Source organism: Limosilactobacillus avistercoris (assembly GCF_014836425.1).
GTDB lineage: Bacteria > Bacillota > Bacilli > Lactobacillales > Lactobacillaceae > Limosilactobacillus > Limosilactobacillus agrestimuris.
In genome coordinates, this window is the sequence record NZ_JACSQW010000005.1 from 38,471 (window position 1) to 51,246 (window position 12,776).

11 protein-coding genes and 4 pseudogenes are annotated in these 12,776 nt (G+C 37.8%); 5 read left to right on the forward strand and 10 right to left on the reverse strand.

The window, feature by feature from the left end:
- Window positions 1-58 precede the first annotated feature (58 nt).
- The gene (locus H9564_RS02920; RefSeq protein WP_191684047.1) at window positions 59-451 is read left to right on the forward strand and encodes a VOC family protein; all 393 of its coding nucleotides are present in this window, start codon (window positions 59-61) and stop codon (window positions 449-451) included.
- A gap of 128 nt (window positions 452-579) precedes the next feature.
- On the opposite strand, the gene H9564_RS02925 is transcribed toward H9564_RS02920, so the two are convergent.
- Genes H9564_RS02925 through H9564_RS02935 form a run of 3 tightly spaced genes read right to left on the reverse strand, consistent with a single transcriptional unit; the run spans window position 580 to window position 3,740 of the window.
- The gene (locus H9564_RS02925) at window positions 580-1,530 is read right to left on the reverse strand and encodes a YdcF family protein (protein ID WP_191684048.1); all 951 of its coding nucleotides are present in this window, start codon (window positions 1,528-1,530) and stop codon (window positions 580-582) included.
- Window positions 1,527-3,296 (reverse strand): ABC1 kinase family protein, encoded by a 1,770-nt coding sequence (locus tag H9564_RS02930; RefSeq protein WP_191684049.1) that lies wholly within the window; start codon window positions 3,294-3,296, stop codon window positions 1,527-1,529. Before H9564_RS02930 ends, H9564_RS02925 begins: the two co-directional genes overlap by 4 nt.
- Window positions 3,297-3,302: 6 nt before the next feature.
- Entirely contained in the window at window positions 3,303-3,740 is a 438-nt protein-coding gene (locus H9564_RS02935) for a CopY/TcrY family copper transport repressor (protein WP_191684050.1), read from the reverse strand.
- Between the two features lie 148 nt (window positions 3,741-3,888).
- Here H9564_RS02935 and H9564_RS02940 point away from each other — a divergent pair, with 148 nt between their 5' ends.
- Complete coding sequence (locus H9564_RS02940) at window positions 3,889-5,253, forward strand: DHA2 family efflux MFS transporter permease subunit (RefSeq protein WP_191684051.1); 1,365 nt, start codon at window positions 3,889-3,891, stop codon at window positions 5,251-5,253.
- Between the two features lie 41 nt (window positions 5,254-5,294).
- Here H9564_RS02940 and H9564_RS02945 read toward each other — a convergent pair whose 3' ends face one another.
- The 6 genes and pseudogenes from H9564_RS02945 to H9564_RS02970 all read right to left on the reverse strand — a co-directional run bounded on the left by H9564_RS02945 (window position 5,295) and on the right by H9564_RS02970 (window position 9,469).
- Window positions 5,295-5,633: a branched-chain amino acid transporter permease gene (locus H9564_RS02945; protein WP_191684052.1), complete on the reverse strand. Its 339-nt coding sequence runs from the start codon at window positions 5,631-5,633 to the stop codon at window positions 5,295-5,297.
- A 1-nt stretch (window position 5,634) separates the two neighbouring features.
- Window positions 5,635-6,330, reverse strand: a pseudogene (locus H9564_RS02950) (AzlC family ABC transporter permease).
- A gap of 131 nt (window positions 6,331-6,461) precedes the next feature.
- Window positions 6,462-7,125: pseudogene (locus H9564_RS02955) on the reverse strand (NAD(P)H-binding protein).
- Window positions 7,126-7,136: 11 nt separating this feature from the next.
- Window positions 7,137-7,999, reverse strand: a pseudogene (locus tag H9564_RS02960) (aldo/keto reductase).
- A 35-nt stretch (window positions 8,000-8,034) separates the two neighbouring features.
- Complete coding sequence (locus tag H9564_RS02965) at window positions 8,035-8,499, reverse strand: flavodoxin family protein (RefSeq protein ID WP_191684054.1); 465 nt, start codon at window positions 8,497-8,499, stop codon at window positions 8,035-8,037.
- Between the two features lie 91 nt (window positions 8,500-8,590).
- Window positions 8,591-9,469: pseudogene (locus H9564_RS02970) on the reverse strand (aldo/keto reductase).
- Window positions 9,470-9,611: 142 nt separating this feature from the next.
- On the opposite strand from H9564_RS02970, the gene H9564_RS02975 reads away from it, so the two are divergent.
- Window positions 9,612-10,478, forward strand: coding sequence for a LysR family transcriptional regulator (locus tag H9564_RS02975; protein ID WP_191684055.1), 867 nt, complete (start codon window positions 9,612-9,614; stop codon window positions 10,476-10,478).
- 187 nt (window positions 10,479-10,665) lie between these two features.
- Here the strand turns inward: H9564_RS02975 and H9564_RS02980 are convergent, their stop codons facing one another.
- On the reverse strand, window positions 10,666-11,205 hold the full coding sequence (locus H9564_RS02980) for a GNAT family N-acetyltransferase (RefSeq protein ID WP_191684056.1): 540 nt from the start codon (window positions 11,203-11,205) through the stop codon (window positions 10,666-10,668).
- A 173-nt stretch (window positions 11,206-11,378) separates the two neighbouring features.
- Between H9564_RS02980 and H9564_RS02985 the strand changes: the two genes are divergently transcribed.
- Together H9564_RS02985 and H9564_RS02990 are read left to right on the forward strand one after the other, a co-directional pair.
- Complete coding sequence (locus tag H9564_RS02985) at window positions 11,379-12,020, forward strand: endonuclease III domain-containing protein (RefSeq protein WP_191684057.1); 642 nt, start codon at window positions 11,379-11,381, stop codon at window positions 12,018-12,020.
- Window positions 12,021-12,089: 69 nt separating this feature from the next.
- Window positions 12,090-12,746 (forward strand): HD domain-containing protein, encoded by a 657-nt coding sequence (locus H9564_RS02990; RefSeq protein WP_191684058.1) that lies wholly within the window; start codon window positions 12,090-12,092, stop codon window positions 12,744-12,746.
- The last annotated feature ends 30 nt before the right edge of the window (window positions 12,747-12,776 follow it).

Below are 12,776 nucleotides of genomic sequence, written 5' to 3' on the forward strand. Positions count from 1 at the left end.
GTTTGCCAATTTAAATCCCAACATCGTATAATAATAGCCGAGAAAAGAGGAATTAATTATGAAAATGCGAAGAATCGACCATGTTGTCTTGACCGTTAGTAACCTTGAAGAATCAATGCGTTTCTACCATGAAGTATTTGATATGCCAGTAATCGATCAACAAAGTAATGATAGTGTAATTACTTTACGGTGTGGTCACCAATTAATCCGTCTTCAAAAGGCTGATCGACCAACTAATTTGGTAGCCCAACGTCCAACTGTTGGATCCGCCGATCTTTGCCTTGTTGCTGGTGATAAGGTTGATGACATTATGCATCACTTTAATAGTTACTATGTTGATGTTGTTGAAGGGCCGATAGAAAAACATGGGTCTGAGGGAGCAATGACTTCCATCTATGTTCACGATCCGGACAAGAATTTAATTGAAGTTGCGGTTTACGCAAATAAATAGAAGAAGTTGAGAATTACATAATACACAAAAAGTCTTCAATATTCAGGGAAACCGAATACTGGAGGCCTTTTTATGCTTCTAGGAGAGCTCAGCGGCTAATTTCGTATTGAAAAACAAACTACTTCTTTTTAGTATCGCCAAAGTTCACCAATAATAATTACTATAATCAATAACCCGAGCCAACTTCGGTAATGGTCACGAAGAATCCCTAAATAGTCCCGAATCACAGTTAATGATTGAAATTTCCATGGTGTCCTACTAGGGCTTAGCGACCATTTTAAGCCTAGTCTCCGTAAATAGCTTTTGGTCCGTAATACATGAAAAGAACTAGTAACCACTACTACCTTTTGTTTCGGTTTAATCCGGCTTTGAAGCAACTTTTGACAATTTTGAAGGTTAGCCCACGTATTTTTTGCTTGTTCCTCTAATAATATTTTATTCTTAGGGATACCATGACTTATTAAGTAATCTGCCATTGCTTGTGCTTCCGATAATTGTGCTCCATGTAAAAGACCACCAGTAACAATAATGGTTGATTTATCATTTAATTGCCAACAGGAAATTGCTTGCTGTAAACGTGCCGCTAAGACTGGGGGAACTTTTTCGTGGCGTAAACCGGCACCAAGGACTATAAAATAATCCGCATTAACTGGCTTTGAAAACACTTGAAGGATAATTGTAGATCCCCAGAAAATCAATAAGCCCAATGTAGTAATACCGTTAACTACCCGCGCACAAAAAATAACTTGTTGTCCAAACCAAGAGAATTGTTCAGCAGGTTTAAACAATAGTGGAAGCCAAAAGACGAGATTAAGAAGGATTAAAGCAAAGGCCTTGTAATTATCCCTAACTAACCGACTTTCTTTGGAAAAGCGCCGAATTAAAACAATGCTAATTAGTTCTAACCATGTCAGGAGACTAGCTGTCCCTAAACTAATTGCCGTTATTTTCTCTGGATAACAAATCTGACCACCAATTAAGATTAATAATATTCCAGTCCAGCAGAGAGCCCATTCATTCTTTTTCGGTAATGGCCACCATAAAAGGATAATTAACAATGCAAATGCAAAGATAATCATTTCTTACCGTACTCCTTTTTCCGCCGGCGATGTTTTCGGTACCGTTGAAGCAATTCACTAATTGCCATTGCTACTATGATAATAATTGCTAATGAGTAACCTAAAACACCAAGACGATAAATGTGGGGATGATCGGAGCTTCCCTCTACCAACAAAGAAGAACCAACAATTATTGCTGCCAAAATAATTGCAACAATAATCCGGTTAACAATTCGGCTAACCCATTTCAATAATTGGTCCTGATCAGAATAATGGAAATTAATTCGTGCATCCCCACCACCGACAGCGTCAAAGAAGGTATTTAACTTTCCGGGCATTTGAGTAATCGCTTTGACGGCGCGATAACTACTCCACAAACTATTATCTAACTGAGTCCGGAAATTAAAATGTTGCTTTAAGTATTGCTGACCAAATGGACGAGCAACTTCAAGCATTGAAAGGGATGGATCTAATTTAGCGATGATCGTTTCTAAAATACCAAAAGCCCGAACTAGCATCGTTACTTGAGAATCAATTTGCAAGTTGTTATTTTGGCATAGTTGAACAATTTGGTAGAGCATCTTGGTAAAATTAATGTCTGCCAAGCCTGCATTTAAGTACGGACGTAAGAAACGGCCAAGATCACGATAAAATTTTTGCTCATCAAGGGGCCCGACTTGATCGCACATTGGAATAATTGATTGGCCAATTTCGTGAATGTCCTGTGAATTAATTGCTAACACAATTTTAGCGATCCCGTCCGCAGTTGATGGGGAAATCCGGCCCATCATTCCGAAGTCAATCCAAATAACCCGGTATGAGGGAAGTGCGACCTCTTTTTGATAACTAAAGTTAGTGTTACCGACTTGTTTTTCAACCTTTTTACTTACTTCAAACTGATCGTCCTGAGACTCAGATTTCGTTAATTTATGAATTAAAATATTTCCTGGATGCGGATCAGCTTGAAAGAAATGATCCACGAAGACCTGTTTAAGGAAGTTCTTTACTAAAGCTTGAGCGATCTCATGACGAATCGTTTGTTGTGCTTTTGCCCGTTTCGGATCTTCCTTATCCAGAGGTTCGTTTGCTAAATGCTTGATACTCTTCCCTGGCATGAATTCGTTAACTAAAATCTTGGGTGCACAATATTCAAAATATACTTTAGGAACCCGAATGATTGACTGTCTATTATTAAGTCGGTAAAATTCAATACCATTTTTTGCTTCCTGGATTGTATCAATTTCACTTTTTAATGAGCTACTTAATGCATTAAAAATCTTAACCGGATCGACAACCGTAATCCCTGTTGGAACGTATTTTAATAATTCGACAGCGCGCTTCAATAGTGTCAAATCGGTATCTACTAATTTTGTGACGTCAGGGTGCTGGATCTTAACTACTACAGGTGTTCCGTCTTTTAACTCTGCATGGTGAACCTGCCCAATTGAAGCTGAAGCAAATGCCTTCTCATCAAAGCTTTTAAATACTTCACTGATTTTCTTTCCGGTTTCTGTTTCAAATGTTGCTTTTACACTTGCAAAATCATCAGCTGGTACATCATCTTGTAGCTTACGAAAAGCTTTAATATACTCAGGGCTAACTAGATCTGAACGTGTAGAAAGAATTTGTCCCATCTTAATAAAGGTTGGACCAAGTTCTTCTAGTGCTTGGCACACTTCCTCTGGATTTTTTTGATGATAGAAATTACTGAGGAAATGGTACTCACGCATGATCCTCATAATCCGGCGAAGACGTTTACCAGGAGATGCTACTGTTTCTTCAACCATTAGTAATTAACCCCTTTTACAATTCATTTCCATTCCGGGAACACAGTTACATTCAACTACTTCAGGAGCTGTTTCCTTTTTCTTAGCCAACAACGTTTGAAGCTGGTCAATATCATTTTGGCTAAGGTTAACATCTTCTATTACATGTTTTAAGGTTGCCCCAACATGCATTTCACAAATACTGTTAAAGAGATGGTCAGCAGCCTCGTTCATGGTAATTTGTTCCTTAATCAATGGTGTATAGATAAAGCCACGGCCTTGTCGAGTTGTTTCCAAGGCCCCCTTTTCAACTAACCGCCGGAGTAAGGTCTTAATTGTTGCTGGTTTCCAATCAACCTTTTGCTGGAGCAGTGCGATTACCTGAGTACTGGTCGATTTCCCTAGTGTCCAAATAATTCGCATTACCTGCCACTCTGCTGGTGTAATATCTGTTTTCTCTTCCATGAACTCACCTCATTTTAAAATCTACACCTGTCAATCAAGGGCGTCAAACGATTTCAGAATTAATTCAAATAATCATTGTAGCCTGTATTAAGACCTGCTAAACTACTGCTTTAGTTATCATAAATTTTACAAAAAGGAGTCGATGTTCTTGACTGACCAGCGAATTAGGCATGCCCTAATTATAATGGTTTTTGGAACTTTTTTTGGGATTCTTTGCTCAACCTTAATGAATATTGCGTTACCAACCTTCATGGCGGTCTTTCATATTAGCGAAGCCCATGTTCAGTGGGTTACGAACGGCTATATGCTGGTAAATGCACTGATGATCCCAGTTAGTTCTTATCTCATCAAAAGGTTTTCGTTTAAATGGTTATTTATCTTTTTTACGGGAATCTTTCTTTGTGGAACAATTATTGGTGGATTAGCAAATTCCTTTAATCTTTTAGTAATTGCCCGGATGATTCAGGCAATTGGTGCCGGAATGATGATGCCACTAGTTAATGTGCTAGCAATTCGATATGCGCTTCCCGGTAAAAAAGGACGGATAATGGGAATTATCGGTTTGGCATTTAACTGTGCACCTATTCTTGGGCCGGCAGTGTCAGGCTTTATGCTTGATTATCTTTCATGGCGGTACTTGTTTATTTTAATCATTCCATTTGCGGTCATTACCTTACTCTTATCGCTATGGATGCTCCCATACATTCCTCATAACGAGTTCCCCCAATTTAATAGTTTTGGTTTTACAATAATTACAATTGGTTTATGGGCACTATTGATGGGGCTCTCCAATGTTTCGAGCTTTCCCCTCTTATCATTTAATGTTGGGGGAATGACAATTATTGGTTTGGCATTTATTATTCTTTTCTATATTAACCAACGTAAGAGTAGTCATCCACTAATTAACCTTGGTGTTTTTGAACATCGGCAATTTCTCTTGGCAACGGTAATTAATATGTTAATTACGGCTACGATGTATGGTAATGCGATCCTAATTCCTCTTCTGGTACAAATCGTTCTTGGTGAAAGTACGGTGATTTCAGCGATTGCCATTCTTCCAGGTGCCATTCTTACTGGATTATTGTCAACTACCAGTGGGAGATTCTATGATCGCTACCCAATTCAATGGCTTGTCGGTGCTGGGCTTTTGATTGATATTATTGGGACAACAGGCCAAGCAATGATTGGTGCCCGAAGTTCGGTAATAATCATTACCGTCTTTCAGACCGTTCGGCAGTTTGGTCTAGTTACAATGTTAATTCCCTTGCAAACACAGGCGCTCTCCCTTTTACCAAACGAAATTGTTCCCGATGCGGTAGCTTGTTTCAATACCCTTCGGCAAATTGCGGCTGCGTTTGGAACTGCCCTCATCGTTTCAGTTGTTGGGATTGTTAACCACCTTGTTCACAGTTCAACATCCCATTTAGGAATTCAATCCGGATTTGCCTTTTGTTTAGTCCTCCTCCTACTATCACTTGTTTTAAGTAGAAAACTATATCATAAGATAAAATAAACGGTCAGCAACTTCATTATTGAAGTATGTTGACCGCTTTTTTAAAAAATAAAATTAACCAGAAGAATATAGCTGACCGTTCCTAATAGTAAAGACAGACTCATATTACGTTTCCAAAGGTGAACAATGACTGTAATAACGCTTGCAATAATTTCTGGTAAACCATAATTACCGCTCAAGAAATGGACATTGCGGAAACAATATACCACAAGCATCCCCATGATTGCCGGTGGAAGGAATTTCCCTAATCCTTCAATAAACGGACTCAAGTCTTCCTTACCGTTTCGTTGGTGATCAAAGATGAGGAATGGCGTAAAGCGGTTAAAGAAGTTTGCTACGGCAGCAATTGCAATTGAAACAATTTGTTGAACAACCGACATCTTATTTTTCCTCCTTTGCCCGTCGTTTTGTTAGGTAGTAATATTCAACGACTAGAAGAAGTAGTGTTACTACTAAGAAGCAGGTTTTACCGACTAATAACAAACTAATAATCGTAATCAGCACTCCACTAATTGAACTAATATGGCTGTCTTCCTTAAGAAATTGATCTAGTGCTAAAACAATAAAGAGGGCAGTCATTACAAAATCAAGTCCTTTAATCTGGATTTGAAGGAGGCTTCCAAGAAATCCCCCAAGGAAAGCTCCAAGGACCCAATAACCCCAATCAAGAAGAGTGATCCAAGTATTAACTTTAACCTGACTCATCCCCTCTGGAATCTCGGTGTAATAGTTAAGCACAAAGGTTTCGTCCGTCAGACCAAAGATTAATAACCATTTTCGCCAACCGGCGTGACGATATTACTTCAACATTGATAAAGCATAAAATGATTGACGAAAGCCAACCACTAAAGTAATTAAGAGAACATTCAACGGATTAAAGTGTTGAACTAGCATATTGGCAATCACGAATTCAACCGAGCCACCATAAATTGTTAAGGCCATTAGTGTTGGATACCAAAAAGAAAAACCAAGGTTATGCATGTAAAGGCCATACCCAAGTCCTAATGTTACATAACCAAATAATACCGGAATTGATCGTTGTAATGCGAACCGAAATTCTCCCTGCATCATTTTCATAAGCTACTCCCCAATTAGTTTTATTTATTCTTAATAAGAACTAAATTCACAATTCATATTGTATCATTTAAGAGCACTTATATATATGACAAAAGCACGCTCCCGTTAAGGACACGTGCTTCAATCAAAACTTAATAAACTGGTCTTGAAGATCCTTGGGTTGTGGGATCGGCAAAGCCAATACTTTCGTTATTCCACTTGTTGGGATTTTCAATAATTTTAGTAACAACTTCAGCAACACTCTTTCGGGAAACCGATACCCCCACATATTCTTCACCTTTATGGGTAATCGTATAGTTAGTATCATTCCGATCATTTAACCAGGCAATCCGGAGCACAGTGTAATCCAATCCAGATTCTTCTACATACCGATCAGAAAGAACTACTGGACTATTATCATCAATGTGGCCACCAAAACACATTTTACGGTTGAAATCACCAAAAGCTCCGGGAACTTCATCATAAATTCCAAGAATATTAGAAGAAATCAATCGGTGGACACCTTCATCTTTCATTACCTTAATAATCTTTTGGGTTAGTTTAGCTCCAGCACCATGTTCCACAAAAGAAACGTAGACGATATCCTGAGCATGAATTGCTGCCTTAAGTGCCTCTTCATTATTAGCATCTCCCTCTACAAGAGTTACTTGTGGATTATTGGTGAGATCACTTAATCGTTGAACATTTCTTAATAATAGAGTTAGGTGAACTTCTGGATCACCGTTCAGAATATTCTTCTCCACTAATCGGATAATTTTGTCCATTAGCGCCAATGATTGCTACATTCTTAGACATCCTGGTTTCTCCTACTTTCGTAATGCTTTTAGACTGGTGCCAAAAATACTTTCAATCGCTGCAGGATCGCGGTGATCAAAGAACTGACTTTCATTCTTATTTAGACTGTTCATGGCTTGTATATCTTCATCGTCTAATTGAAAATTGAAAACATCAAAATTTTCTGCAATTCGTTCACGGTGCACTGACTTAGGAATCGCTACAATCCCCCGTTGCAAAAGCCAACGTAAAATAACTTGCCCATTACTTTTACCATATTTTTGGCCAATCTTGGCAATCACTTCATTGTTAAAAATATCGTGTTTGCCTTCAGCAAATGGTGCCCAGGCTTCTGTAATAATCCCTTCCTGTTTACTAAACGCGACATCATTGGTTTGTTGGAACCATGGCGATACTTCAATCTGATTAACGGCTGGTTTAACCTTGGCCATTAATTCTAAATTCTTTAATTGATCAGGATAGAAATTAGAAACACCAATTGATTTAATTTTTCCTGCTTGTTGGGCTTCTTCGAATGCTCGCCAAGTACCAGCAATGTCACCATATGGTTGTGGTGGAGTAAGTACAGGTCGATATAATCTAACCCTAGCTTATTTAAGGACTCATCAATTCCTTGTTTAGCTTTTTCATAAGAAAAATGATCAACCCAAAACTTTGAAGTTACAAAAAATTCTGAACGATCAATACCACTTTCACGAATTACTTTACCAACAGCTGCTTCATTCATATAAACAGCTGCCGTATCAAATAATCGATAACCAACTTGAATTGCATCGCTTACTGCCTGTTTTGCTTGTTCTTGATCTAAGATTTGGAAAACACCAAAACCCAGTTGAGGCATCCTGTTTCCATCATTTAATGTTACGTATTGCATTGTTTTCCTCCAATTTCGTTCACTTTAGGTTCAATTTATTGTTTTTCACTTTTGATTTTCTGAAGCCAATTAGCAAAATTATCATGAGCATCATCGAAGTCATCAATAATTTGTAATTGCCCACAACAATTATGGAAAAGTTCCATAAATCGTTGTGAATTACCGACACTAGTGTAAAAGGGAGCTACCTTTCCTTTAAAGTTTTGAATATTTTCCATAAACTTCATTACTGGAGAAGCTACTCCCCAATCCCAGGTAGGACTACCAAGTAAAATCAAATCGTAGTCGTTAATATTTTGGGGCATATTAATCACTGATGGTAAGTGATGCGTTTTCTTTTGCTTTTCATAAATATCAGCTGTCTCGTACATATCAGAAGAAAAGGTATTAGCAGGAACCTTGATCTCTAACAAATCGCTACTTGGTAACTCTCGATGAATCTTTTGTGCTAAATATTTAGTTGTTCCTGACCAAGAATAATAGGCCACTAAAATTTTCATGTTACTTATCCTTCCTAATAACGATTTTTCATAGGTGAACGTAGAATCAACCTCTTTGCGGAGGTGAAATTACGAACTAGTTCTCTCACTCTTAATCATTAGCATGAACGTCAAAAGCATTAAGAATAATTTCACCAGTACCTGGGGCATCTGGATTGTGGGCACCATGTCCTTGATCAAGGTTGCGAATGGCATCCATTTCATCACTAGTCAATTCAAAGTCAAAGATATCTAAATTAGACTTAATTCGCTCTTCATGAACCGACTTTGGAAAGACAATAATACCTTCTTGATGTTCAAAACGTAAAATAATTTGACCGACATCTTTACCATATTTTTTAGCTAAATTATTTAACAGGGGTTCTGCAAATAATGAATGGTTCCCTTCTCCCAAAGGCGCCCATGCTTCTAAAGTAACGTGATTTTGTGCCATAATTTGGCGAAGTTCTTTTTGTTGGAAGTAAGGGTTAAATTCGACTTGGTTTACTGCTGGCATCTTTGTATTAAAAATGCCTTTATCTGCCCACTTTTGCCAGATCTTAGGTGTCATGTTTGAAACACCGATAGAACGAATCTTCCCTGCTTTCTGAGCTTCAATCATTGCCTACCACGCTTCATCAACTTTACCGTATGGTTGGTGAATTAGGTACAAGTCAATGTAGTCTAATCCCAATTTCTTAAGAGTGCGATCAATTGATTTTTTAGCATCTTCGTAAGCATAATCTTGTAACCACATCTTAGAAGTGATCCAAATTTGGTTTCGAGGAATACCACTATCACGGACAGCTTTTCCCACTTCTTGTTCGTTAAAGTAAGCTACAGCAGTATCAATATGACGATAACCATCCTTTAATGCTTGACTGACTGCTTTATAAGTTGAGCCATCCGCTGGAATTTGAAAAACACCAAAACCAAATGAAGGAATTTCATTACCATCGTTTAACTTAAATTTAGGTGCTTTTTCGTTCATATTTCATTTCTCCTTTTTTTCAATTCTTTAATTGATATTGTAGATAGTAATTAGTAGTTTGAAAATTTACTCTTAAGCAAGCTAGTATACGCTTACCGTATGGTAAAATGATCATAAACAATTAACATTAAGGTGACATACTATGATTGATAATTACTTACTTGAGGAATTAGTAGCCTTTGCTAAATACGGTACCCTAGCAAAAGCTGCGGATTACCTTGGTCTCTCTCAACCAGCGGTTACTCGCGGAACAAAAAAGCTCGAGAATGATCTCGGAATTAAACTATTTAAGCGGGAACCAAACAAAATTATCCTAACCGCTAGCGGAAAGTTTGCAGCTCAGAAAGCTCAGCAAGTTTTAGATGAAAACCAAAATTTCATTAATGAAGTAAAGAAGTTTGACCAAAGTAACCAAGAAATTAGTCTAGCCTCGGTTGCTCCTGGACCTCTCTTTGTTTTAGCAAGAAATCGTTTTGTTAATTTAAAAATTGACGACCGGTTCGTTCAAGAAGGACAGATTAAAGACTTATTATTGCAAAATCAATATACCTGCATTGTCTCTACTAGTCCAATCCAGTATCCACAAATTGATTCAACGTATTTAGGGATGGAAAATTTAACGGTTAATGTAAATGAATTTTCTAATTTGGCTAGTTATCCAAGTGTTCACTTTAATGATTTAAAGGGGCTAAGCTTTCTGGTATTGACCAATATCGGTATTTGGAAGCAAATTATTCAGAAAAATATTCCTGATGCTAAATTTATCTATCAAGCAAGAGAAGAGAATTTTAACGAAATTAAGAATTATTCCGTTTTTCCATTTTTTACAACTAACTTATCTAATGCAAATCCAAATTGGGATAAGAAAATGGTTAGTGATCGAATTCCCGTTCCGATCGACGATCAAGCAGCAACTCAAAGCTTTTATCTCAATTACTTGAAACAAAATAAAAAGCGCCTTGAACCACTAATTGAAGAGTGGCAAGACGCCTGGGAAAAGGTAGATTAAATCTCATACAAAAATGGGAGTGAGACAGAACTAACTTGCTAGTTCGTTTTCGAATCCCCGCAAGCACAAAGAGGGCTCTAGTGTTCGGATTTTCCGAACTCTAGAGCCCCTTTGTGTACTGCGCTGTAATATTTTTAACTGTGTAGATAACTTATGTCACAGCTCCATGTCGTTTTAAATATTTTGATTACTTATCTTCGTCTGTTGGTTGAGTAATCATTTCGTAAACATATGATTCTTCTTCAGGACGGTATACCCCATGAAGCTCACCAACCTTAGTGAAGCCGTTCTTGGTAATCAAGTGTTGCATGATCTTATTATTTTCGTGAGTATCAATCCGAAGTGATTTAATGTCCTTCCGGTTGTTCTTAATGTAATCAATTACACTTTCAAAAAGTTGTGAAGCATAACCGTTACCAGCGTGCTTAGAATGAATGGCAACCCGGTGAATAACTTGGTACTTATCAGTGTCTAGTAACCACTTACCATCTAAAGCATCGTAAGAATGGTCTGGGGCGTCAATAATTGCTAATGCACCAACAGTTTGGTCATCATCTGATTGAACAAGGTATGCCCAGCCATGTTGAATATCTTCTTTGATGTGTTCTTCGTTCGGGTAATCACCCTGCCATTGATCGATCCCTCGTTCTGCTAATTGGTTCCGACCATCACGAAGAATATCCATCACTGTATCCAAATCTTCCATGGTAGCTTTACGTAATTGCATTCGTATTACCTTCCCTTTCGTTAATTGATCATTTACTTTTAACTAATTAACAACCATATAAATTTACCATATTGATAATGATAGGTGCAAGCTAAAAGTTTCTCCTAGTGTTATCCTACCGCATAATTCACTTTCATGTTAAATTAAAGATATTATTATGTAAGGAGGAGCCGATGAAACTTACAATTCGAGAGTTATACGATAAAATGTTACAAAACATGGGGAGTCCTGGTTGGTGGCCTGCCGAATCAAAGGCAGAAATTATTGTTGGTGCAGTCATGATTCAAAGTACTAATTGGCAGAACGCTGACAAAGCAGTTGCCAACTTTCGCCAACTAACTAATTTCAATCCCGATCGAATCCTTCAGCTGTCTACTGAAGAGCTTCAAGCAATTGTTCGACCAGCTGGCTTTTACAAGAATAAGAGTCGTGCAGTTAAAGCTATTTTTAGTTGGTTATCTAAATATAATTATGACTATTCACGAATTTGCCAATCTTTTGGAGCAAGTTTGCGTAAAGAATTGCTGAAGCTTCACGGAGTTGGTGATGAAACGGCAGATGTTCTTCTTACTTATATTTTTGAGTTACCAACATTTATTAGTGATAAATATGCCCGAATACTCTTTACCCAGCTAGGAGTTCCCGGGCTTACCGACTATCAAAGTCTCGCAAAACGAGTGAAACTGCCGGAGAATTTTACTAATGAAGAAGCTCAAGACTTTCATGGCCTCATTGATGAATTTGGGAAAGTCTACTTTCACCCGCTCACAAAATTTCAAGAGAGTTTTCTTGCCGGAGATCAACTAATCTTATAATTGTACCTTTTTCTGAAGTATTTACACTTCAGAAGTTTTCAAAAAATATTCGAAAGGAATTTTTATTCGATGAATCAAGAACAACAGTTAATGGCTGTTAAACAATTTTCAATTAAAAAGCTTGCCAGAGATCGGACTGGTCACGGAATGGATCACATAAACCGGGTCGTTAAAAATGCTGCCCGAATTGCAAATGGTGAAGACTATGATCCGTTTTTACCCCAAGTAGCTGCATACCTTCATGACACAGTTGATGAAAAAATTGTTAATAGCGTAGAAAAGGCTCAAGATGAAGTACAGTCATTTCTTCGTCAAATTGAATTGACCGATGAGCAGGTTAGTACTGTAATGGAAACAATTAAAAATATTTCTTTTGCTCATACTCTAGAAAAACAACAGATATCCCTTAGTGTAACTGCCCAGATCGTTCGTGACGCCGACTGGTTAGATGCAATTGGTGCAATTGGAATTACTCGGGCAATCTATTATGGAGGCGCCCATGGTGAAGTTATTTATGATCCCAAGATTAAACCCCGGAAGAAAATGAATAAGCAAGAATACCGAAACCTAGATGATGAAACGATCATCAATCACTTTGACGAAAAACTTCTTGGGTTGAAAGATAAACTTTTTACCCCAACTGCAAAGGAGATTGCAGAACACCGCCAACAAGTAATGCTCGATTTCCTTGATGAGTTCCATCAGGAATGGAATGCAGAAGCCTAATTATTAAATATGTACAAAAAAGAGTCTGGG